We start from the raw sequence: 23195 nt of genomic DNA on the forward strand, positions 1-23195 counted from the left end.
GCTGTGGAATACCGGGTTCCCGAGATTGTTTATCGATTGGCTACGAAATACGTCGGGATTCTACATGGTATTGATCATGTATTGTTACACTCAAAAAATCAAACTAAAACGCTTTTACTAGTGTGCCAATGCGGTGGATAGCATCATCAAATCCACTTGTGTACTCGAGTCCAACAACCGCTCAAAACAGGCTACGTCGCGGTTCCGGCCTACTTTCTCGCGTCGAGTTCTTCTGAGAGGTCCTCGAGGGTCATGTCTTTCATCGAGAGCAAGACGAGCAGATGATAGACGATATCGGCTGCTTCGTAGGCGATTTCGTCGTGGTCGTCGTCTTTGGCGGCCAGTACGAGTTCGGTGGTTTCTTCGCCCAGTTTTTCCAGGACGGCGTTTTCACCCTTTTCGTGGGCGAAAAGCGACGCTGTGTACGAGCCATCCGGGAGCGTCTCCTTGCGGTCTTCGATCACTGCAAACAGGTCCTCGAGTGTGTCATCCATCAGGGTTCACCAGCGACTTCACGCAGGTCTTCTAACGCCTCGAACTTCTCCCTGTCGTCTCGACCCGACTCGAACACCGACTCAGTAATCTCGATTGGGACGTTCGTCCGGGCGGCCAGCGCTAGCGAATCGCTCGGTCTGGCGTCGATGACCACCGTTTCACGAGGTGTCTGGACGTGTAAGTCGGCGATGTACGTGCCGCCCATCCCGTCCTCGCGTGCGTCGATGTCGCTGACGACTACTCTGTCGACCCGGCCACCCAGTTCCTCCATCACGTCCAACAGCAGGTCGTGGGTCAACGGCCGGCCGATATCTTCGGCCTCGAGGCCCCGTGCGATGCTGGTTGCCTCCTCGATGCCGATAAAGATCGGCACCACGTCTTGTTCGCCGTCGACCGACAGAACGACCACCGGCACCGGTCCCTGTGGCGTGCCCGCGATTCGGACCGCGTCGATTGCTGCCTGCATATCTCTCGTAACGACGGGACAGGGGAAAAGTCTGGTCGCCTGTGAGCCGAACCAGGTCTGGACGTTACTGGAGACCTGTCCCCTGTAGGGATCGTCTCGCTTACCTCACACTCGAGGCCTTCGGCGAGAAAGCCAATACACTCGAGTGACCGCTTCAGTGCCTACTCGAAAAACGCGAGGCGGTGTATCCGGTCGTCCTGGGTCAACTCCGGATGAAACGATGTCGCGACGACCGGACCGTCTCGAACGGCGACGGGACGGCCGTCCCAGGTCGCCAGTACCTCGACGTCGCCGACGTGGTCGATCACGGGGGCCCGAATGAACACGGCCGGGAACGGCTCCTCGAGACCGGCCACGTCGAGGGGGGCTTCGAAACTGTCTTTCTGTCGCCCGAAGGCGTTGCGCTCGACGGTGACGTCGAGTACGTTGAGCGTCGACACTCGGTCGTCGTGAGCGTCGTTCGCCGCGACGATCAGTCCGGCACAGGTCGCCAGCAACGGCTTGCCAGCCTCGACGTGGGCGACGATCTCCTCGGCGATGCCCTCGCGTTCGATCAGTCTCGAGATGGTGGTCGATTCGCCGCCGGGCATCGCAAGCAGATCACACTCGGGGGCGATGCCGGCCGTTCGAATCTCGCGCACCTCGACGGTACGGCCGTCGCGATCGCAGGCGCGCTCGATGGCCGCCGCGTGTTCGCTGACGTTTCCCTGGACGCCGATGACGCCCGCAACCAGTGACATACCCGGAGTAGGGGCCGGCGAGTAGAAAAGTCACGCGTCACAGCACCACACCCCCTCCGAACCGCTCTCACCTCCTGTCTCGAGTGATTCCGGGATGTGGGACGGTCTCGACCAGATGAGGGTCGGTGCTCTCGATCCAGGGGCTCGAACATGTAGACGGATTCGAAACGGCATGGGAAAACGGACCGATAAAAACGGTAGGAGACACTCGAGGCTCCTCGGACGCCGTCGATAAAACGGAGTGCGGTCTACGAGACGAACGTCAGTAGCTGTACGAGGACGCCCAGCAGGACGCCGAAAGCGATCACGGTTTTGGGGTCGATACGGATGGCGTTGGAGTCCTCGGAGTCGAAGTACCGGACGAGCCCGGCACTGGACATCAAGCCGCCAGTGTTCTGTCCTCTGTCCATACCCCTCGTTGTAAGCCATCGAAACTAAACCTTTCGACTGGGCGAGCCCCCTTCGAAGCGCTTTTTATTGGGGCCACGAAAGCGACGGCATAATGCTCGAGCGCGAGCGGCTCATCGAAATCGCCGTTGCCGTCCCAGTCGTCCTCTTGATGATCGGGGCGATGATGCTGATCGGCGAGAATTACACGACCAACGACACACTCACTGCCGACGGCGGAGAGGTACTCGTCGGTGCAATCATCGGCTTCGTCTTCCTCATGCTGGCCGTCGGCTTCGTGCTGGCATACGTCACTGCCGGCGAGGACGAAGAGCCTTCGAGCGAGGGCAACAGCGACGTCGAAAACACGGCCTGAGAACGTTTCACTGTTACTCGAGGACGTCGAGCATCGATCTGAGAACGGGTTTTGGCAGCGTGTACTCGCGTTGTCGCCCATCAAGTGCCGAGGTGCGACGAACGACGACGAGGTCGTCCTCGAGCGTCGTCTGTGAAATCTCGGCACCGTCTTTCACTTCGTATTTCGGACGGGACGACTCCTCGAGGAAGGGCTGGACGGTGTGCCACACGGTCGAAGCAGAATCGGCGGAAAGTGCTACTGGGGAACGTTCAGCTTTACTCATTGTTTGCGATCGGATACCTTCTCTGCACGTAAGTATATTCTCAACAAACTCTTTATACACATTTCCTCTCTAATGTGTGTATTATGGTGGTATAATTCGTGACAATAGCTGGATAAAGTCTCACATTTCTGCAGGGTTTACTATTTTCACTCAGAGGAACCCGCCCATCAGTACCAGTCCAAGGAGCAACACTAACGCGCTCATAGCAGCCACGAGCGGTTTGTTCTCCATCGCTTTCCGGTGAATCGGCAGCTTCGAATACTGCTCCCGGAACGCTTCCAGATTCGATTCGTCGTAAAAATACTTCCGCTTGAACGCGAACCGTTCGGTGACTGCACAGCCGGTACACACCGGTTCTCCCTCGAGGCGTTCGGTCTTGCTGTGGTCCCCACAGTTGATACTCCCACAGTTATCGCAGTAGGTGAACGGGCCACCTTCTTCGGCACAGTGGACACAGCGGTGGATGCCGTCGTCGACGGTCACACGTGAGGGGCCAGCGACGTAACTCTCGTAGGTGTACCCGTATTCGCCGAGACGGATCGAATGCTGCAGTTCGGGAACGTACACCGCACTGACCGACTGGACGACGATATCCGACCCCTTCGGTTCGCAGGTTTTGTTGTAGGTGACGTTGTTATCCCCGGTGTAGGTCACCGTCGTCGTGTGCTGGCGACGCAACCGCTCGACGGCCCACTCTTTGTAGCCTGTCTCCGTCTGTCCGAACCGTTTGATCGTGACGCTATCGAACGTCGTTTCGAAGGACTCCGACTCGAGTTGAACCGTCCGGTCGATGTTGGCACTGATGAGATCCCGGACCGCTGGCTCGAACTCGCGCGGCTGCTCGCGACTCGCGTGCACGACGAACCGGTTCGTCTCGTCGATGCGATGAATCACGCCTACGGAGGTTTCGAAGACGGCATCCACTCCCGCCTCCACCGCGACCGCCGGCTCGAACGTCGCCTCGACGTGGGTCGCTGGCAGGTCGCTCGAGTCGATGTTCCCGACGTCGCGTATCGCCTCTCGAATCGGTGTGTCCACGTCACCGGTCGGATCGACCGGCCGCAGCGTTTCCTCACAGAGGATTTCGATGCGGCCATTGTACAGGTCGAGCCCGACTGCGTCAGCGATCTCCCGGAGGTCACGCCCGTCGATCAACTCGATCGGGTACGGGTCGTCGTTGCGCTCGAGGCGGTTCGCGTACTCGGTTGCCGGGCCGGTGAATCGTCCCGTCGTAACGACCATTCCTCGCTTCGGGCCGTCGTACTGGTAGGTCGCAATCGCCGAATGCAGTTTCTGGACGACCGGCCGGCCGACCGTCCCGGTGTGTTTACACTCGACGACGATGGCACGACGGGTTCCATCGACGACCTCCTCCATCGTCACGTCCCGTCCCTCGTCGGCCGTCTTGACGGCCTGGCGAACGTTTTCGTAGCCGAGATTCCGGAACACGTCCTCCATGACGTCCTCGAACTCGAACCCCGACAACTCGTCCAACACTGCCATTCTCGTCTACATGTTCGTCTCGCTGGGTGTTCAAAGGTGTTGTGACCAGAGGCTCGAGGCGGGCGTATCATCACCCCTGTAGCCAAGAGCGTACGAAACACTTTCCTCGAGAAGCGGGTCAACCCGGATTTGAACCGAAAGAAGCCATTCCTGCTCGCTTCACTGTGCGGGCTGTGACTTCCAGGGTTCAAATCCGAGTTGGATTCCATATTTACGGCTCACAGAATTGCTCGCCGCAAAAGCATGGGCCAACTCGGATTTGAACCGAGAGCCTCCACCTTATCAGAGTGGCGCTCAACCTGATTGAGCTATTGGCCCGCTACGCAACATGAGGTTGCGCGGAGGGACGTTTAAACGTTTCTTTCTCGAGGACCCGTGCGAACCGCTACCGAGCGGAGGGGTCAACGGGTGTCGTCCGTGTTGACCGTATAGTCGTCTTCGCCGAGGTCGACCGTGCCATCGCTCGAGGTGCCGTCCCCAGCGGACTCATCGCTTCGCGCTCGAGTCGGTCCGTAGCCACCGTTCGCGCCGGACCAGCTGGCACGGTGTTCCTGTTCGTCGGGAAAGCCTGCGGTCCAGACGACACCACTGGCGAAGCCGTCGGTTTTGCGGTCGAGGTAGGGAACGACCACGAACCGTTTGAGGGCCATACGAATCGGGATTCGGGTCGGTGGGACGACGAGCAGGAACCCGATGAGGTCGGTGACGAGACCGGGAGTCAACAGGAACGCGCCGGCGGCGATCAACAGCGCGCCGTCGAGCAGCTGGTTCGTTGGCGGAGTGCCGGCTGCCAGCGAGCGCTGTGTCTTGCGTAAGGTCCGCCGACCTTCCGCACGAACGAGTAGCATGCCGACCAGACCAGTGAGGACGACCAGCGCGATCATCCCGACCCAGCTCAACGGATCGTACTGGGTGACCACGACGGCGAGTAACACCGCGTCGAGGAACGGGATAACCAACAGCGCGAGGATCCACCGGAGCATTACCCCGAGATAGCTTGTCGAGGGTCAAAACCCTTTACTCTCGGCGGCAGTCTCGAGCCCCGAACGAAGCGCTTACACACGGGTGTGCCGACACTCGAGTATGGACGACGTCACGCGTGTCGAGTGGCGCGAGTGGGGCGAGGAAGCGTTCGAGGAGGCGGCCGAACGGAACGTGCCCCTGTTGCTCTCGTTGACGGCCACCTGGTGTGATCACTGTCACGAGATGGACCGGGAAACGTACGCGGTGCCGACGCTCGCGGCGAACGTCAACGACGGCTTCGTGCCCGTCCGGGTCGACGTCGACCGACAGCCGCGGGTGCGCGACCGGTACAACATGGGTGGCTTTCCCTCGACGGTGTTTCTGGCACCCGATGGCTCGGTGTTGACGGGGGCAGGGTATCTCGGCCCCGATGGCTTCCGACAGGTACTCGAGCAACTGCGTACGATGTGGGATTCGAAAGGGGCCGACGCAGGGAGGGTTCCCCGGCCGCTGCAGGGTGAGGACCCCCCAGCTGGCGACCTTTCTCCGGATATCGAACGCCAGATGCTCGGTCAGCTTACCGACCGGTACGACGAACGCGCCGGGGGCTGGGGTGAGGAGCCGAAGTTCCCACATCCAGACGCCCTCGAGTTTGCGCTCAAGCGAGACCGGACGATGGCGTTGCGCTCGTTCGACGCGGTCGCGGCCAACCTGTTCGACGAGTATGCGGGCGGCTTCCACCGGTTTGCGACGGGTCGGGACTGGTCCGGCCTCGAGCGAGAGAAACTGCTGGACTCGAACGCGGCGTTACTCCGCGCCTTCGCCAACGCGTACCTTTATACGGGCGAGGACGGCTATCGCCAGCCGGCAGCGCGAACGCTCGAGTATCTGACGACGACGCTGTGGACGACCGACGGCGACGCCGCCGACGAAGACGAACCGACTGGGGGGTACAGCGGAGCCTTCGCCGGCAGCCAGGCACCCGGTGAGCCAGCGGCCTATTCCCTCGAGGCGAGCGAGCGGGAGGAGGCCCCGGAGCCGGCGGTCGACACCACGGTATTCGCCGGGGCAAACGCGCTCGCTATCGACGCGCTGTGCACCTATCACGCATACACCGACGACGAACGTGCGGCTCGATTCGCCGAACGAGCGCTGTCGACCCTCCGTGACCGCCTGCTCGAGGACGGCGTGACGACGCACTTTTGCACGCTCGAGAGGGGGGTGGAGACGCCGACGGAGGAAACGAGCGGTCGAGCCGAACGTGGCCTGCTGTCCGATCAGGCCCGGATCTTGCAGGCGCTGACGAGTGCCCGAAGCGTGCTGGGGGCCGAGACGGTCGAGGACGCCGTTTCGGTCGCCGAGGCGACGGTCGACACCCTGCGCGTGGGCGATTCGTTCGTCGACGGGCCGCGAACCGGGCCGGGACTCCTCGAGCGCCCGCTTCGACCTCTCGACGGAAACGTAGAACTCGCGGACGCACTGATCGACCTGGCGGCGATTACCGGTGAGGGTCGCTACGAACGGATTGCTCGCGATGTCCTCGAGGATTTCGCCGGGGCGAGCGACCGATTTTCGATACCAGTCGCCCGATATGCCAGCGTCGCGACGCGCCTCCTCGAGGGGACGCTCGTCGTCCGTGTCGGTGACGAAGCCGGGTCGGATCTCCATCGAGCTGCCTGCCGAGTTGCCGACCACGAGAAGGTGATCGTTCCCGACGCTGGGGACGTGCCGGCCGGCGAGGCCGTCGCGGTACGTGGTGAGCGCACGACCACTCCGGCGACAACCCCGCAGGAGTTGAGTGAGCGCGTTTCGACCCTGCTCGAGTGAGGTTTCGGCTCTTTTCGAGAACTCTCCGACTGGTCAAACTACCCAAGCGTTTATCTTTCTGTGGTGACTTTCTTCAAGATATGGCTACACTCAGGGATCTCGGGCTGTCAGAGTACGAAGCTCGAGCCTATCGGGCACTGTTAAATACGGGTCCGACAACCGCGAAAGAGTTGTCTCGTGCGAGTGACGTTCCGATGGGGCGGATTTACGACGTCCTCAACAGTATCGAACAGTACAATCTCGTCCGAAGTCAGACGGCGAGCCGGCCGAAAAAGTACGTTGCTGTCGAACCGGCGACGGCACTCGACCGGCTGCTCGACGACAAAAAACAGGAGCTGGCCGAGAAGGCCGAACAGTACGAGTCGATCGTCGACGACCTCGCGAACGAACTCGACGCGGCCGAGCCGGTCGAAGAGCAGTTCTGGACGGCAGCGGTCGGCCCCGATGAAACCATCGACCTGTTGCTCGAGCGCCTCGCGGCGGCCGATCGGGATATCGTGATGGTTGCCGCGGACCCCTCGCCACAGATCGATATTCGGACGGTCGGTGACGAGGTGCTGGCGAATCTCGAGGCGGCCCTCGACCGCGGCGTCTCCGTCGACGTGTTGATGAGCCGTAGCCTGGTCAACTCGCTGTCGCCAGCCGTCGGCAAACGCTATCAGGAGGCTTTACAAGAGCGAGAAGACTTTTCGGTGCGAACCAACGAGGACGTCAGCGGCTCCTTCAACATCATCGACGACGTCGAGGTCGTGATTCAGGTGCCGAACCCGCTCGGCTCCGGGGAGGCGTTCGGAATGATCGACCTCAAAGACCCCGAGTTCGCCGCCGACGTCCACGAGGAGTTCCTGCCGCGGTGGGAGGAAGCGACGCCGCTCGAGTTTTGACCCCTTTCGTACCGAGAATCGTCGATCGAGGGCGACTTCGACAGCAGACGACACGCTCGAGGACGTGTAATAAGGCAAATATTTTAGGGCCAGCCGACCGACCAGCGAGCAATGTCCTCATCGACAGCCCTCGCCATCGAGACTGACGGGCTCACCAAGCGCTATGGCGACGAAACCGCCGTCGACGACCTCCATCTCGAGATTCCATCGGGAACGGTGTACGGCTTTCTCGGTCCAAACGGCGCTGGGAAGACGACGACGATGCGGATGCTCACGACGCTCACTCGCCCGACGTCGGGGAGCGCTCGCGTTGCCGGCGAAGACATATCTGATCGTTCGGCGGTGACTCCTCACATCGGTTACTTGCCCGAGGAGCCGCCAATCTACGACGAACTCACCGGCCGCGAACAGCTCGAGTACGTCGCCGGCTTGCGCGACCTCGAGAGCGAGGCAGCAGGCGAGCGAATCGAACGGTTACTCGAGCGCTTCGATCTCCTCGAAGACGCCGACAAGCGCATCGACGCCTACTCGAAAGGGATGCGCCAGAAAGTCGGCGTTATCCAGGCGGTGTTACACGAACCGGCGGTCGCGTTCCTCGACGAGCCCACCAGCGGCCTCGACCCGCGCGCGGCACGGACCATGCGGGAGACGATTGCGGATCTGGCCGACCAGGAGATGACCATCTTCCTCTCGACGCACATCCTCTCGGTCGTCGACGAACTGGCCGACACCATCGGCGTACTTCACGAGGGGAGGCTGGTTGCTGAAGGCGAACCCGACGCGCTCAAATCACGCGCGGAGACCGGCGAGAGCCGCAGCCTCGAGGACGCATTCCTCGAAATCACCCAGAATGGCGGGGTACCAGAGAGCGGCGAGTTCGAGGGCGTCGCGCGCTCCAGTAGGGAGTAACGTTCGCTGGCGCCCGTGTCGCGTGCTCACTGCACGTACGTGTCGAACCGTTCGACGGCGTAGCCGGCGGACGCCAGCGGGGCGAGGAGGCCGGCCGGAAGTGCAATCCACGCGGCGAGCGAAATCCTCGAGGCGGCGACGGTGATCGAGCCGACGGGCGAGAGCGAGAGGACTGCGGTGGCGGTGGCTGCCATCGGTTCGGCCGCGTCGGCGTACAACACTGCGGCTGCGCCGGCCGGGATGAGTATACAGAGCGTGTAGACGACGAAGGCAGTTTTACTCGGCATGACGGCTTCGCGTTTGCTGGTAAGTTTGACGCTCCCGAACCGGGGGAAGACGGTGCCGACGCCGGTCGCCAGCGCGGGGGAGGCGATCGTTCCGATCACGGTCCCGACTAGCAGAACGGCGGTCTGCTCGAGCGAGAGCGGACTGAGGAGACCGACGGCGAGGCTGACGACGATGGCGATTGGCACGCTCACGACCGTTCCGGCGACGATGTGGCCGGTGACCGCCTGTCGGCCGGTAACCGTCGAGGTGAGAACCGTCGGTAGGGCGGGGCCGAGATCGCCCAGTGGATTGAGCGTGAACAGTGCGCCAGCACCCCAGACGACGTACAGACAACAGAGGACGGCCAGCGAGGCAGGTAACGTTCCGGTGCGGGCAATCTCGTCGACGAAAAACGCCGCCATGAACAGCGGGTAGGCGACGTACAGCAGTCGAATCGGCGCGCGTTTCGCCCGTCTGATTGCCGTGAGGGCGACGGTCGTGACCGGACGACCGAGTCCCATACCGAGCACAGCCGAGAGGCGACTCGAGGTCGGCTCACTCGCGGGTACCGTATCGGTCGGTTTGCGATACGGATCCGCGAACCAGTGAAACGAGGTGAGCCAGGTACCGGCGCGGATGGCGACCACGGCGAGCACGCCAGTCAGGGCCAGCGAACCCCCTGCCAGAACGACCGAGGGGGAGACGTTCGGCACGCCGAACAGCAGTAGATGCCCGGGCCATCCGAGTGGGCTCCCGCTGAAGAGATCGAACAGGAACGTCATGACTCGGTCGAACTGACCGAAGGCGATCGTTCCGAAGTAGGCGACGCCGACGAGTACTAGCAGTGGCGTCCGGAAGCGAGCGACCGGTTCGTAGACCGTCAGGAGGTGTCGAATACCGATGCCGACGACGAATCCTGCGGGGAAAGCGGAACAGAAGAGGACGACGACGAAGGGGAGGGCGACGACGACGGGCCAGAGCGTTCCAGCACCGTAGGCGAAGGCCCCCGAAAGGACGAGCGTGATCGGGACGAGCCAGGTGAGAAACGCCAGCATCTCACCGAACACGAGACCGACGACGACGGCTGAAAGCGGGCTCGAGACGAGCACGCACGCGGGTTCATCGAGGTCTCCGACGCTGCTCACGGTACGGACTGTCGCCAGCGCGAACAGGCCGAACCACAGCAGGGCGGTTCCACCAGTTGCGACGTCCGTGGCCGTAATCGTCTCGAAGGCGACCACGTTCCCGGCGGCGACTGCCTCGCCCACGGCGGGGAGGAGCAACGAACCAAACACGAGCATCGGCCCGAGCGCAAACACCGCGACGGCCAGCATCAACAGCAGTTTCGTCCGGTTTCCGACGACGATGCGGAACTTTCGCCGATACTCGGTCGTCCCAATGGTGAGCGCCGGCGAGGTCATGATCGTTCCTCAGTGCGTACTCGTCCCTCTTGGGCAGTCACCCGTACCCCTCGAGCGGGCATCCGTTCCCTTCGAGCGATCATGCATCTCTCTCGAGGCGATGTCGCGCTCGAGACGGTTCGCGACGCCCGTGCTGTCTGGCGATAGTGGGCAAACACATACCGATGGCTGAGAGAGCAATCGGCCTAAAACATTCGGTTCACTGTCACCTTTCTCGTCGCCTGTCGGCAGCATCGATGTGCGCGTGGCGGTGATTGTCGTGAGTTCACTCGAACTCGGCTGTAACTTCCTCGCGCAACGTTTCCATGTCGACGACGCGCTCGGCGTGGGCGTTGTGCTGGTGGATGGACTCGTCGTTGGACTGGACCATGCGAATCACGGCATCGTCCGGCAGGTCGGGGAACGTCTCGAGGACGCCGTCGGCCATCGCCCGAACGCAGTCTTCGACGAATTTGGCGTCGCTGTGGGCCTCGAAGGTCATGTGGTCCTCGTCGGGCCGTTTGGCGAGGTTGTAGATGTGGGCGCTCATCGCGTCTCGAGCGACGTCGATGACGTCGTTGAGGTCGACGTCCGGCGCACCCGACGATTCGATGGTGAGCGTGGCGTGTCCGCGCTGGGAGTGCCCCGGCTGTGGAACCTCCTCGAGGAACTCGTCGATCTTTTCGCGGGGAATCTCGAGGGCTTCGAGCTTATCGCGGGCTCGGGATTCCGACATTCCCTGGGAACACGGGCAGACGGTCATGCCGACGACGTGCGCGCCGATTTCCTCGCGAGTGCCGTCCTCGGTCGCCGTCGCCGACGCGATGATGTCGACCGTATGCTGGGTTTCTCGGTCGCTGGCCGGGGTCTGCTCGCGGCGCATGAACTCCGCTTCCATCGAGACTTCGGCGCTGGTGGTGTAGTCGTGTTTCTCGAGCAGGCGTTCTGCGGCCTGTCCACAGACGTCCTCGACCCGGTAGGCTTCCTCGCGGGTGGCCTCCTCGAGGATTTCGTCGATGACCTCCATATTCCGGCTCATGTCGGCGCCTTTTCGCCAGGATGGCAGGTCGACGAACACCTCGAATTCGGCCGTGAACACGAGCGGTCGCTTGTCCGCTCGAGCGATCTTGACGAGTTTTTCGACGCCGGTGACGCCGACCTGACTCAGGCCGACGGTGACGTCGGGCGCGGTCGCCTGGACGTCCGGAAGCTGGTGACTCATTGCCGTCACTCGGGCCAGAACGTGATTAGGCCTTTCGGAAGGGGAAGAACGCTCGCTCGAGTGTGCGTTCTGTTGACCCTCTCTGATGTCACTGGGTGATGTCGCGTGTGGTGCTTGTCACTCATTTAAGTTCCTCTCGTCACAAGGTAGAGCTATGAAGGGCATTTTGGCGGAGATCGTACGAACGAGCCGTTGGCTTCGTCGAACCAATCCCGAGTAGACGAATTTCGGAGCCTCGTTCCGCAACGGTGCGTAGACGAGCGCCGACGCCGTGACGACGGGGTTAAGAGCGTGTGGTGAGTAGGTGCGACGAATGAGTAATCCGGCGCTCGAGGTCGTGGAGTTTCTGCTCACGACGAGCGTATACTCCGACGACCGAACGCTCGACGAGAACGACCTGCCGCCAGCGATCCGCCGGGTGTACTGGAGTGGGGGTTCCGGTGGATCCGAGGACGATGGCGATGGGTCGAGTGATTCAGGAACCGATCCGGGGACGGAATCGAACACAGGTACCGGAACGAATAGCGCATCCGGCACCGCCACCAGCCCCCCGCGCGGTCGTCTCCAGTACGGCGGTGGCATCTCCCGGCCGCTCACGGCGACGAACACGACGGCTCGAGCGGCGACCGGCGTCGACCGGCCGTGGAACGCCGTCAGCGATCTCATGTTCACCGAACGAGACGATTTCTCGGGAGCCATCTCGCTAACCGAACGAAAACTGGCCGAGCGATGGTACCTCGAGCGAACGGACGCCGAGCGGTTGCTCGCCAATCCGACGCTCGCGGCGCACTTCGAGGACCACGAGGACGCTCCCGAGGGCGTCGATTACGAGACGGCTCGCGAGCAAAACCGGCCGATACAGGCCGACCGGGTCTGGATCGACGGCTTGCTCGAGGAGTACTTCGACGGCGAGGACGACGAGGAAATGCTCGATCTCGTGGAAGTGCGTGCACCCGAAGAGATCGAGATGACGCTCGACGAACTCGTCTTGACGCCCGACCAGGAGGCTGAAATCGAGAAGATCGCCAAAGCGATCGAACACCGCGACTACCTGGCACAGATCGGGCTGCGAGAGATCGGAAAGCTCCTGTTCGTCGGCCCGCCGGGCACCGGCAAGACGTCGGTCGCTCGAGCGCTGGCTCAGGACATGGACATGCCGTTCGTCGAGGTCAAACTCTCGATGATCACGAGCCAGTATCTGGGCGAGACGGCGAAAAACGTCGACAAGACCTTCGAGGTCGCCAAACGGCTCTCGCCGTGTATCCTCTTTATCGACGAGTTCGACTCCGTCGCCAAAACCCGGCGCAGTGACGAACACGCGGCGCTCAAACGCGCGGTCAACACGTTGCTCAAGAGCATCGACAACATCTCGCTGATTCAAGACGACGTCCTCCTGATCGGGGCGACCAATCACCCCGATCAGCTGGATGCGGCCGCCTGGCGTCGCTTCGACGAAATCGTCAACTTCCCCAAACCCGACGCCGGCATGCGTGAAGACATCCTCCGGGTCATCACGCACGCGATGGACATCGACGAGTTCGAACCGAGGGTCATCGCCGAAGCAACCTCGGGACTCACGGGGAGCGACCTCCGGATGGTCCTCCGGGAGGCCGTCCTCGAGGCTCTGACCGAAAACCGGACGACGCTCACCCAGGCGGACTTACTCGATGCCGTTGCAGACTTCGAAGAGCGGGACAACCTGAAGAACATGGATATGATCGACGGCGACCACGACGCCCTCGTCGCTGGTGGCGATTTGGGAGCCGCCAGCGACGGCGGACACGACCACGACCACGACCACGGACACGACCACTAACCAGAGCGTTTCATCTCGGTGCAGATCGTCGACAGCCACCCTTTTCCCTTCGTCGCCCCACCGTCAGGTATGACCACATCGGATGATCGAAACGTCTTCGGCGACCCGCTCGAGCCGTGCTCGAGTGACCCGGAAACCGGCTTTTTTCGCGATGGCTGTTGTCGCCGCGTCGAAGGCGACCACGGCCGCCACGAGATCTGTGCGGTCGTCACGGACGCGTTTCTCGATTTCAGTCTCGCGCAGGGAAACGACCTGATCACGCCACGACCCGAGTTCGAGTTCCCGGGGCTCGATCCCGGCGACCGGTGGTGTCTCTGTCTCGGCCGGTGGCTCGAAGCCGTCGAGGCCGACGTGGCTCCCCCGATTATCCTCGAGGCGACCCACGAAGCGGTGTTGCGTGACGTCGAACCGGACCTGTTGCGCGAACACGAGTACGATGGATCGCGCTGAAGCTGTGACGAGTAACATCCTTGACCCCCAGGCCCCTATCTGGGGACGATGCGCCGTGGTCGTCAGTCTCATCCGAAGCCGGCGTTTCCCTCTGAGGTGAGCGACTGGTGCGGGTAACCCTGCTCGGAACCGGCGATACGACGGGCACGCCGACGGTTGGCTGTGACTGTGAGACCTGCGAACTGGCTCGAGCGCGCGAGCTCGAGCGAACGCGATTTTCCGTCCACGTCGAAAACGAGCGGACGGGGGAGTCGCTGTTGGTCGACGCCAGTCCCGACTTTCGCTATCAGTTCCTCCGTGACGAAGTACCGCTCCCCGATGCGGCGATCATCACCCACGTTCACTTCGACCATCTGGACGGCCTCGGCAACGTCTTCCGACTGCTCCGTGACCTCGACGTGTTTGCCGCCGACGAAACCGACCCACAGACCGGCCAGAGCGTCGCCGAGACAGTCGAGGCGGACTACCACTATCTCGACGCCGTGACCGTTCGTCCACAGACGCCCCTCGAGCCGTTTTCGACCTGCGGCCTCGAGGTGACGCTGGTGCCGGTGGTCCACCCGCCGTTGGTCTGTTATGGCCTCGTCATCGAGGACCCCGAAACGGGGGTCAAACTCTCGATTACGGGCGATACCAGCTACGCGATTCCCGAAACATCGCGGGCCGCCCTCGCCAACCCCGACCTCTTGCTTGCCGAAGCCATTGTCCCGGCACACCTGTGTGAGCACCACCCGATCGGGGGTCGCGATGCGGGTCCCGACGGCGTTCCCCGGACTTTCGGCACCAAACACATGACTCGAGAGGGTGCGCTCGCGCTGGCGGCCGAACTCGAGGCCGACCGGACGCGGCTGGTCCATATGGCACACTTCTACCCCGCTTCAGAGGCCTTCGAAGAACCGCTGGCGGTGGATGGCGAAGTGTACGAACTGTAAGGCTACGTCACGTCTCAACCTGGAAAAGTTGCTGTCTCATCGTGATTCCTGACCCGTCGGTCGGGCCGGTAGCGTCCTCTCGAGTTCCTCGACGGAGTTACGAATCGCTCTCGTTCGCTGTCGCCACGCGGTCGTCCTCGGGGTCGACGATAGTGACTTCCTGGCCCCGTTCGACCGCAATTCGGTCCACTTCGTCGCCGTTTTCGTCCGTGACGATGATGTAGTAGGCGACGTTCGAGTCGTCGGGTGCGGGTTCGACGTCACCGTCGTCGATGACGTCGAGGTCGTCTTCGGTTACGTCCCCGCGGATAAACTCGCGGATTGCGGCGTCCTCGCGGATTTCGACGGCGGTCCCGGTTTCGGCGTTCACGAAGACGTTTCGGGTGACGTCGGTGAAGTCGGTCGGCGAGACCTTGATGTGCCACCAGAGACTGCCGTCGATGGTCACTGGAACGGGTTCCGTGACGACGAAGTTCTGTCCCCAGTTGGTTCGCGAGTCGGCCGAGCGAGCGATACCCATCGCTCGCTCGGGACCGGTCAGGGTCTGCGCGCCGCTCCCGTAGTAGGCGTACTCGCCGGTTTCGGCGTCCGCGAACCAGACCTCGTCCAGTCCCCGGGTGTCCGCGCCGAAGGGCTCCATAGCCGTCACGTAACTCATGCGCTCGCCCTCGAGGTCGATGACGAACGGCTGTTCGTTGTCGGCACCCTCCGGGAGATTCGCCATTTCGACCTCGCCTTCGTGAGCGCCGATGACTGGCATCTGATTGACAATTCCCTCACGGTAGCCGAGCGAATCCATCTCGGCGTGTGTTAGCGTCAACGGATACAGTCGCTGCCCCTCGAGCACCTCGTGATCTCGTGCTTCCTCCGGTGAGAGGTGTTCGATAGTCCCGTCGGGGTGGACGAGTGCCCCACCGTCCCACGTGGGCGTGGTGTGTGGGAACGGGGCCAGGTGCCACTCGTGGCTCGTTTTCGCGTAGTACATGTACGGCTCCCCGTCGTAACTGAACTCGACGGCGTCGTCGTCGTATCTCGAGAAGTAGTCCGTCTTTTTGAGGTTCCAGTCAGCCGAACGGTGGAGGTACATCCCCTCGCCGTATTCGAAATCCTCCTCGTAGACGACGGTCTCTCTGTCGTCCATCGAGGTCATGTCGGCGATCAGCACGCCCCGCTGATTCTCGAGCAGTTTGTTCCGTGGGCCGTCGGGTTCGATCGCGTACGACCACCCGAGCGAGCCGTCTTCCATCCTGGCAATGTCGCTGGTCCCGAGTCGGTGCTGTCTATACGAGACGGAGCCACGAGTCGTCACGTCAGAAACCTGGCGAGGGACGACGCGCGGATTGTCGGCGTTTGCCTGTGGAAACTCCTCGAGTTCGGTCGCGTCGGCCATCGTCTGCTGTGCGAGCGTCCGTTGCTCGAGTGCGCCCGCGGGAACACTCACCAGCAACGCGAGCAAGAACAGAACGCCGATGACGACGGCGAAGATGCGGAGTTTTCGTCTGGCAGTCCCACCACCCATGACGAGCGTCTCGAGTTCTTCGTCGTCGAACAACACCGAAAATCGTCTGTCGCTACCGTTTTCGCGTTCGAGTCGAGAGGGCGGAAAGAAAGCGAGGACGAGTGCAGCGAGCGCTGACCCGCCGAGAAAGACGAGCCCACCTGGCGAGTACACCATCGAGTAAATCAGGTCGTGCCACAGCGGGCGAGTGAGATAGACACCGCCGAGGATCGTTGCGAGTGCAAGCAGACGGATACCGAGGAACCGTCCCAGGTTTGACCTCGAACCGGACGAATCCGTGTCGGATGTCGTGACACTATCCATTGCTGTTACATTTTCGTCGTGGCGTTTATATCGTCCGATTCAATCGGGGGACGTCGGCGTCACACGGTGGTTCCGCTTTGGTTACCCAAACCGGTCCAGGCCACTCTGCCGTCGTTTCGTTCCCCGGGGATCGCGAACCCATGCCGTTCGGTTCTCGCGTTCGGCCTCGAGATCGATCTCGGCGCCGTCGCCTTCGAGTGCTTCGAAGCCAGCACAGGTCGGACCACAGTCGCTTTCGGCGTCGACGATCCGACCGAGCCACGGACAGTAGGGCACCGTTGCGCCGTCAAGACTCGCAGTGCTGGCGCGTCCACACGCCGGGAACCCGTACGTTCGCCACCCCTTTCCGTAGGCTCGCTCGAGGAGTCGTCGGCGAACGCGGGCTTTTTCTTCGCCTGAGAGGACGGCGATATCGGTCCGCCCAGGGTGATACGCGACCGGTTCGACGCCGGGGCCGTCGGCAGGGAGGGGCGTCGGCTCGCGAATCACCTCGATCTCGAGCGCCCTACGTGCTACACTTTCAATACCGCTTACTCTTTTATCAGTGCCATTCGGTCCACTTTCACTACTATTAACTCCACCCTTTGAAGTGTTTTCTCCGCGGCTCGAGCGTTCGAGGTCGATCGATTCGCTATGGATCCGCCAGACACCGACGGGATCGGGGAGTCGGTTGAGGTGTGCTCGAGTAACGTAGCTCTCGGTCGCCAGCACGACTTCGTCGACGAGGCCGAGGCTCACGTCCAGCCGTAACTGGTGTTCGAGGTCGCCGGGACTGGCGAGGTCGGGTTTGTTCTCGATGGCCAGTACGCGCCCGGCCCACTCGGGGTAGCGCGTCGTCTGCCGGACGTAGTCGCGACCGCCCCGTCGTTCGCGTTCGAAAAAACCGATCTCGAGGGCGCGCTCGACCGCCCGTCTGGCGCGTTCGGGATGGCAGTCGAAACAGGATTTCCAGTAGCGAGCGCGACCGGTCCCCACGTCCGATTCGATAGCGGCCGCCGGAATCGCAGACGGCGAAATCTCGGCCCGACGGTCGAACGCCGGGCCGGGTTCGATGTGGACGATATCGAGGATACGCCCGCCCCCGCTGGCGACGCTCGCGCCGAGCTGTCGGGCGACGATGCCGTCTCGCTCGTTCTCGAGAGCGGCACACAACTCGAGTTCGAACGCAAACTCGCTCACATCCGGCACGTAGGGGCGGGTGAGTAAATGGTTTTCCGAGCATGCACCCGCTTCGGAACGTCTTCGATGTGGCTCGATGACGGGTCCGGACCGGCCCCTGGACCGGTCAGTTGCCGTCGATCGAATCGAGTCGGAATCGCCCATGTCGAGCCCATGTGGCGCATTTTGCGTGCAGTTGTCGGTGGGTTACGAGCAAACGTATTTGCGTACAATTTAGCAACTAATCCATAAAATGTATCTGTATCGGGGCTGATGTTGTGACAACCAATGTGTCGGGGGAACCGATGGGGGCGTCGGGGAATCGCCAGCGTCGTCTGTCTCGTGGTCGTACTGAGTCTCCTGGTGGGTGGTGCAGGCGCGGTCACACTCGAGGCCGACGACGTCTCGACGACACACTCGGTCGCACAGATCGGTTCGTGGGCGGCGTTGGATACTCGAGCGGATGCGGACTCGGCCGCCTCTCTCGAGGGGATAGTCGCTCAGTATCGGTCCGGGTTCGACGAGGACAAGGAAATCGACGTCCGCTCTCGCCCCGAGGGTGCGTCCGTGTACGTCGACGGCGAGTTCGTCGGCGAGACACCCTGGCGTGACGATGGCGAGTACGACGACCCGGTGGATATCCGTGTCGAACTCGACTCCGGCGAGTCGAAGACGTACACTGACGTCACCGCGCCGGAGACGATTCGAGCCGATTTCGAGGATGGTGACGACGAACCCGAGCGAGGGACGCTCTCGGTCGACTCCGACCCTCGCGGCGCGACCGTCCTCGTCGACGACCGGGAGGTCGGCGAAACGCCCTGGGAAGACGACCTCTCCGTTGACGAATCGGTGACCGTGACGCTCGAGAAACCCGGCTACGAAACGGTCCGGGAAACTGACGTTGGCGCGGGCGACGAACTCGTGTTCTCCCTCGAAGCCAGCGACCAGCCACTCGAGATCGCCGCCGTCGACGCCCCGCGATTTGTCGACGCGTCCACGACGTCGGTCGATATCGAGACCACGATCGAAAACGTCGGGCCGGCCGAACGCACCGAGACGCTTTCGCTGACGCTCGAGGGAACCGAAACCGACCGGCAGTCGGTGACGCTCTCGGGCGGCGAGCACACGACGGTCACGTTCACACCCGAAATCGAGGGCGAGGGCGGTGAGACCCTCGAGTATCGGCTCTCACTCGAGGCCGACGACGAGCTCGGGCAGATCGTGTTCGAATCGAGCCGGGATGAAGAGGACGATGACGGAGACGAACGAGGTGGAGACGACGAGGAAGACGAAGGGGACGACGGCTCCACGAGCCCCGACTCGCTGTCAGTTGATGCGGGTGACGACCGGAGCGTTACGGTCGATCCCGGCGACCGACTCGTCCTCGGTACGACGGTCTCGAGCGACCCGCCCGCGGACGACGAGGACGTCGCTGTTTCGTGGACCCAACTCGAGGGGCCGCCGGTCGACCTCGAAGACGAGACGACCGTGGCTCCTGCCTTTTCTGTTCCGGAGCGAGCCGTGCCAGCGACGGTCACGTTCGAGGTGACGGCAACCGCCGGCGAAAAGACGACGACAGATACGGTGACGCTCACGCTCGAGTCGACGGCTGATGGGTCGACAGACGACACGAGTAGCGGTGAAAGCGATGGGGTCGACGGTGACACTGGCGGAGACGAAAGCGGTACGGAGGAGACGAAGACTGACGGGGCGGACGATGAACCGCCAGACGAGGCGAACGAGTTCGGAGATTCGACCGACAGCGAAGGGAACGACCCCGCAGAAAGCGCCGTCAGGGGTGACATCGCAACCGGCGGCAGTGCACTCGTGACCCCGCGGTTGGGACTCATACTGGCGCTGGTGACGGGGATGATTGCCCATCGAAAACTGCTGAATCGGGAGTGACGATTCTCGAGTATGATTGATTACCCTCGAGTATGATTGACTCCTTTCAAGTATGATTGACTACTCTTGCGTGGGAGTGACGATTCTCGAGCGGTGAACCGAGACAAACGGTTTTGGTAGTGAGCCCTGAGTATCAGGACGAATGACTCGACTCGGGGGAGTGGTCCTGTGGGTGGCCGTGGTGGTCGTCGCCCTCTTTGGTGCTGGTTTGTTCCTGGGAACCGCTGGGGCGACACCGGCGGCGCCGATGGACGTGTGGTCCGATCAAGAATCTGATGCCGCCCTCGCGACAACCGACTCGAACACCGCGCTCGAGACGGATACCGGCTCCAGTCAACCGCTCGTGAGGATGGTCCACGACGAGGCAACCGATCCAGACGACGGTGACCCCGCCGACGACGGCACCATCGAGACGACGTACTTCACGATCACCTATCACGAAGACTACGAGCAGGCGGCCGAATCGATTGCAGCCGTCGCCGACGACCACTACGTCGTCCTCCACCAGAAATTCGGCCTCGAGTTGCCGGCAGAGCGAACGCGGATCATCGTCGGGCCGCGGGATGACCAGCCGTGTGACGCGGTCGGCTGTGTCGACCCGCTCAATCGCGTGTGGCTCACGACCGACCAGCGGTCGGTGCTCCACCACGAACTCGTCCACACGATTCAGTTGCGCGAACACTGGTCGCCACTGAGCTATCTTTCGCCACCCGAACCGGCAGAAGGGGCGTTCATCGAGGGTACTGCGAAGTACCTCGACGCGTCCCCCGATGCCTTGGAGCGAAACGCCAGATTCGATGCCGACGCCATCGAGTTGACGCCGTATCCCGTGAGCAGTACCGAGTACGCCGAACGGGCGCTGTTCGTCGAGTACGTTCTCGCGAACCACGGCCGCTCGGCGTTCGACGCCATGTATCTCGAGGGCGACGTCGACGCACTCGAGGCGGAAACGGGCGAATCGTACGCTACCCTCAGGGCGGAGTTCAACGGCCAACTCGAGAGCCAGCGCGACCGACTGCTCGAAGGTGGGGCAGTGTTGCCCGCGTTTACGTACAGCCCCCTCGAGCCCGAACCCGGCGACGAGATCACGCTCGATGCCCGGACGCCCGCGGTGGTCGAGGCGCTCGATCGGACGTGGTATCCTGCGGACGACCCGGCCGCAGTGACGTTTGCCTGGGACTACACCGGCAACGGCGAGATCGACGCGACGGGCCCAACGACCACCCTCGAACTGCCCGACGACGGGGACTGGTCGCCCGCGGTCACGCTCCACGCCGACGTCGATGGGGAGACCCATACTGCGACACAGCGGATCGTGCTTTCGGGAGAGGGCACGCTCGAGGTGATCGACCGATCGGTGCCCGACACCGCCGTCGCCGGGGAGTCGCTGACGGTGACGGCAGTGATCGAAAACGACGACCCGCGGGCGATCGAGGACACCATCTCTCTGGTCATCGGCGAGACGGTCATCGATTCACGAACGGTCTCGCTCGAGGCGGGCGAACGGCTCACGCTCGAGCTTTCTGGATCGGTTCCGGAGACGCTCGAGGCCGGCGATTACGAGCTGGAAATTCGGGGTGGTTCGGGCGATGCTTCGACACTGGATACGGGGCTGACTGTGGAACTCGAGGCAGCGAGTGACCCGACGGAATCAGGGGCGGGCGTCGGTGAGGGGGCCAACGAAACCGACGATGGAGTCGACTCGAACGAGTTCGAAACGGGCGACACGGACGGTTCTTCGATCGTCGACGCCGTTCAAGGCTTCGGCACCGTGACGGCGATGGTCGCGCTGGCTGTGCTTGTGGCCGCTCTCCTTGGGCGAGTACGCCCCCGTAGCTAAGCTCTTCATACGGCCGGTTGTCGTCTCTTCCCGGGGACTGTCCACCGGGTATAGCTGGTGGCTGCCCACCTCGGTATAAGGATCACCACTAGTTACAATCGACCGTCTCAATCGTTGACGGACCACCAGATCCACCTGGGCCCTGTGTTTCTGCGAGCGTACCGTGAGCCTCTGCGAGCGTACCGTCGATGTACCGCTCGAGTGTATTCCCTCGGGAGCACCGTCGCGGTCGCTTTCTGCGGACTCGCCCGCACTGTGGCGGATTTGGCGCGGCCAGAACAGTAGGTTTATCAATCGCAGAGCGGAATCCCTAGTACAATTACTATCCGTCTTATGGCAGAAAATGAACAACCGGAGGTGAACATCGGACTCGTCGGCCACGTCGACCACGGGAAAACGACCCTGGTACAGGCGCTGAGTGGCTCGTGGACCGACCAGCACTCTGAGGAGATGAAACGCGGCATCTCGATCAGGCTGGGCTATGCGGACGCGACGTTCCGTCGCTGTCCCGACGTGGACGAACCCGAATGTTTCACCGTTGAGGAGGAGTGTCCGGACGGCTCGGCAAGCGAGCCCGTGCGGACCGTGTCGTTCGTCGACGCCCCAGGGCACGAAACCCTGATGGCGACGATGCTCTCTGGAGCCTCGCTGATGGACGGGGCGGTGCTGGTCGTTTCAGCGTCCGAACCCGTCCCACAGCCCCAGACTGAAGAACACCTGATGGCGCTCGACATCATCGGGATCGAGAACATCGTCATCGCCCAGAACAAAATCGATCTGGTCGATGCCGAGACCGCTCGAGACAACTACCAGCAGATTCAGGAGTTCGTCGAGGGAACCGTCGCCGAAGACGCGCCTGTCGTTCCAATCTCCGCGGGTCAGGAGGTCAACATCGACTACCTGATCGGCGCAATCGAGCAAGAGATTCCGACGCCACAGCGCGATCCGGAGACCAACCCTCGGATGCACGTCGCCCGGAGTTTCGACATCAACAAGCCGGGAACTACCCACGAGAACCTCATGGGTGGCGTCCTCGGTGGCAGCCTCGTGGCCGGCGAACTCGAGGTCGGCGACGAGATCGAGATCCGCCCTGGCCGACAGGTCGAAGAGGGCGGCCAGTCGACGTACGTTCCGATCGAGACGACGGTTCGCTCGTTGCAGGCGGCGGGTCAGTCGGTCGACACGGCGACACCGGGTGGATTGCTCGGTGTCGGGACCGCTCTCGACCCATCGCTCACGAAAGGTGACGCCCTCGCGGGCCGGGTAGCCGGACCGCCGGGATCGCTCCCACCCACGTGGGACCAGTTCACCATGAGCGTCGACTTGCTCGAGCGCGTCGTCGGTGCGGAGGCCGGCGAGACCATCGACGAGATTTCGACGGGCGAACCCCTGATGATGACCGTCGGCACGTCGACGACTGTCGGCGCGGTGACCAGCGCTCGAGAGGGCGAATGTGAGGTTTCGCTGCAGCGACCAGTCTGTGCCGAACCTGGTGCCAAAATCGCCATCAACCGGCGTATCGGTGCCCGCTGGCGGCTCATCGGCCTCGGCACGTTGCAGGGATAACG

General features: G+C 62.5%; 21 protein-coding genes and 1 tRNA gene. 10 read left to right on the top strand and 12 right to left on the bottom strand.

Annotated features, from left to right (window positions below; translation table 11 throughout):
- Nucleotides 1–209: 209 nt before the first annotated feature.
- The 4 genes from hisE to NLK60_RS13495 all read right to left on the bottom strand — a co-directional run bounded on the left by hisE (nt 210) and on the right by NLK60_RS13495 (nt 2111).
- Nucleotides 210–494, bottom strand: a complete 285-nt coding sequence (hisE, locus tag NLK60_RS13480) for a phosphoribosyl-ATP diphosphatase (protein WP_254808290.1) — start codon at nt 492–494, stop codon at nt 210–212.
- Entirely contained in the window at nt 494–961 is a 468-nt protein-coding gene (locus NLK60_RS13485) for a bifunctional nuclease family protein (RefSeq protein ID WP_254808291.1), read from the bottom strand. The genes hisE and NLK60_RS13485 overlap by 1 nt, the downstream gene beginning before the upstream one ends.
- 161 nt (nt 962–1122) lie before the next feature.
- The gene (pdxT, locus tag NLK60_RS13490; protein ID WP_254808292.1) at nt 1123–1701 is read right to left on the bottom strand and encodes a pyridoxal 5'-phosphate synthase glutaminase subunit PdxT; all 579 of its coding nucleotides are present in this window, start codon (nt 1699–1701) and stop codon (nt 1123–1125) included.
- A gap of 248 nt (nt 1702–1949) precedes the next feature.
- Nucleotides 1950–2111 (bottom strand): preprotein translocase subunit Sec61beta, encoded by a 162-nt coding sequence (locus NLK60_RS13495; protein WP_254808293.1) that lies wholly within the window; start codon nt 2109–2111, stop codon nt 1950–1952.
- A 92-nt stretch (nt 2112–2203) separates the two neighbouring features.
- Here NLK60_RS13495 and NLK60_RS13500 point away from each other — a divergent pair, with 92 nt between their 5' ends.
- The gene (locus NLK60_RS13500; RefSeq protein ID WP_254808294.1) at nt 2204–2464 is read left to right on the top strand and encodes a DUF7472 family protein; all 261 of its coding nucleotides are present in this window, start codon (nt 2204–2206) and stop codon (nt 2462–2464) included.
- A gap of 13 nt (nt 2465–2477) precedes the next feature.
- Here NLK60_RS13500 and NLK60_RS13505 read toward each other — a convergent pair whose 3' ends face one another.
- The 4 genes from NLK60_RS13505 to NLK60_RS13520 form a co-directional block, all read right to left on the bottom strand.
- Entirely contained in the window at nt 2478–2729 is a 252-nt protein-coding gene (locus NLK60_RS13505) for a hypothetical protein (RefSeq protein ID WP_254808295.1), read from the bottom strand.
- 150 nt (nt 2730–2879) lie between these two features.
- The gene (locus tag NLK60_RS13510; RefSeq protein ID WP_254808296.1) at nt 2880–4232 is read right to left on the bottom strand and encodes a restriction endonuclease; all 1353 of its coding nucleotides are present in this window, start codon (nt 4230–4232) and stop codon (nt 2880–2882) included.
- 244 nt (nt 4233–4476) lie between these two features.
- Nucleotides 4477–4550 (bottom strand) — tRNA-Ile (locus tag NLK60_RS13515).
- A gap of 83 nt (nt 4551–4633) precedes the next feature.
- The gene (locus NLK60_RS13520; protein WP_254808297.1) at nt 4634–5215 is read right to left on the bottom strand and encodes an FxsA family protein; all 582 of its coding nucleotides are present in this window, start codon (nt 5213–5215) and stop codon (nt 4634–4636) included.
- A gap of 100 nt (nt 5216–5315) precedes the next feature.
- Here NLK60_RS13520 and NLK60_RS13525 point away from each other — a divergent pair, with 100 nt between their 5' ends.
- The 3 genes from NLK60_RS13525 to NLK60_RS13535 all read left to right on the top strand — a co-directional run bounded on the left by NLK60_RS13525 (nt 5316) and on the right by NLK60_RS13535 (nt 8815).
- Complete coding sequence (locus NLK60_RS13525) at nt 5316–7022, top strand: DUF255 domain-containing protein (protein ID WP_254808298.1); 1707 nt, start codon at nt 5316–5318, stop codon at nt 7020–7022.
- Nucleotides 7023–7102: 80 nt separating this feature from the next.
- Nucleotides 7103–7906 (top strand): TrmB family transcriptional regulator, encoded by an 804-nt coding sequence (locus NLK60_RS13530; RefSeq protein WP_254808299.1) that lies wholly within the window; start codon nt 7103–7105, stop codon nt 7904–7906.
- A gap of 111 nt (nt 7907–8017) precedes the next feature.
- Nucleotides 8018–8815 carry an ABC transporter ATP-binding protein gene (locus NLK60_RS13535; protein WP_254808300.1) on the top strand — a complete coding sequence of 266 codons (798 nt, stop codon included), beginning with the start codon at nt 8018–8020 and terminating at the stop codon, nt 8813–8815.
- 26 nt (nt 8816–8841) lie between these two features.
- Here NLK60_RS13535 and NLK60_RS13540 read toward each other — a convergent pair whose 3' ends face one another.
- Together NLK60_RS13540 and mptA are read right to left on the bottom strand one after the other, a co-directional pair.
- Nucleotides 8842–10503 carry a hypothetical protein gene (locus tag NLK60_RS13540; RefSeq protein ID WP_254808301.1) on the bottom strand — a complete coding sequence of 554 codons (1662 nt, stop codon included), beginning with the start codon at nt 10501–10503 and terminating at the stop codon, nt 8842–8844.
- A 265-nt stretch (nt 10504–10768) separates the two neighbouring features.
- Nucleotides 10769–11704: a GTP cyclohydrolase MptA gene (mptA, locus tag NLK60_RS13545; protein ID WP_254808302.1), complete on the bottom strand. Its 936-nt coding sequence runs from the start codon at nt 11702–11704 to the stop codon at nt 10769–10771.
- A 313-nt stretch (nt 11705–12017) separates the two neighbouring features.
- Between mptA and NLK60_RS13550 the strand changes: the two genes are divergently transcribed.
- The 3 genes from NLK60_RS13550 (at nt 12018) to NLK60_RS13560 (ending at nt 14902) form a co-directional block, all read left to right on the top strand.
- Nucleotides 12018–13520 (top strand): ATP-binding protein, encoded by a 1503-nt coding sequence (locus NLK60_RS13550; protein WP_254808303.1) that lies wholly within the window; start codon nt 12018–12020, stop codon nt 13518–13520.
- Between the two features lie 69 nt (nt 13521–13589).
- Nucleotides 13590–13970, top strand: coding sequence for a DUF2237 family protein (locus tag NLK60_RS13555; protein ID WP_254808304.1), 381 nt, complete (start codon nt 13590–13592; stop codon nt 13968–13970).
- 107 nt (nt 13971–14077) lie between these two features.
- Nucleotides 14078–14902 carry an MBL fold metallo-hydrolase gene (locus tag NLK60_RS13560; protein WP_254808305.1) on the top strand — a complete coding sequence of 275 codons (825 nt, stop codon included), beginning with the start codon at nt 14078–14080 and terminating at the stop codon, nt 14900–14902.
- Nucleotides 14903–14999: 97 nt separating this feature from the next.
- On the opposite strand, the gene NLK60_RS13565 is transcribed toward NLK60_RS13560, so the two are convergent.
- Together NLK60_RS13565 and NLK60_RS13570 are read right to left on the bottom strand one after the other, a co-directional pair.
- Entirely contained in the window at nt 15000–16724 is a 1725-nt protein-coding gene (locus tag NLK60_RS13565; RefSeq protein WP_254808306.1) for a hypothetical protein, read from the bottom strand.
- 81 nt (nt 16725–16805) lie between these two features.
- Nucleotides 16806–17903: a DUF5787 family protein gene (locus tag NLK60_RS13570; protein ID WP_254808307.1), complete on the bottom strand. Its 1098-nt coding sequence runs from the start codon at nt 17901–17903 to the stop codon at nt 16806–16808.
- 267 nt (nt 17904–18170) lie between these two features.
- On the opposite strand from NLK60_RS13570, the gene NLK60_RS13575 reads away from it, so the two are divergent.
- The 3 genes from NLK60_RS13575 to NLK60_RS13585 all read left to right on the top strand — a co-directional run bounded on the left by NLK60_RS13575 (nt 18171) and on the right by NLK60_RS13585 (nt 23193).
- Complete coding sequence (locus NLK60_RS13575; protein ID WP_254808308.1) at nt 18171–19787, top strand: PEGA domain-containing protein; 1617 nt, start codon at nt 18171–18173, stop codon at nt 19785–19787.
- Nucleotides 19788–19929: 142 nt separating this feature from the next.
- Nucleotides 19930–21627: a COG1470 family protein gene (locus tag NLK60_RS13580; protein ID WP_254808309.1), complete on the top strand. Its 1698-nt coding sequence runs from the start codon at nt 19930–19932 to the stop codon at nt 21625–21627.
- Nucleotides 21628–21960: 333 nt separating this feature from the next.
- The gene (locus NLK60_RS13585) at nt 21961–23193 is read left to right on the top strand and encodes a translation initiation factor IF-2 subunit gamma (RefSeq protein ID WP_254808310.1); all 1233 of its coding nucleotides are present in this window, start codon (nt 21961–21963) and stop codon (nt 23191–23193) included.
- The last annotated feature ends 2 nt before the right edge of the window (nt 23194–23195 follow it).

Source organism: Natronosalvus amylolyticus, assembly GCF_024298845.1.
Lineage (GTDB): Archaea > Halobacteriota > Halobacteria > Halobacteriales > Natrialbaceae > Natronosalvus > Natronosalvus amylolyticus.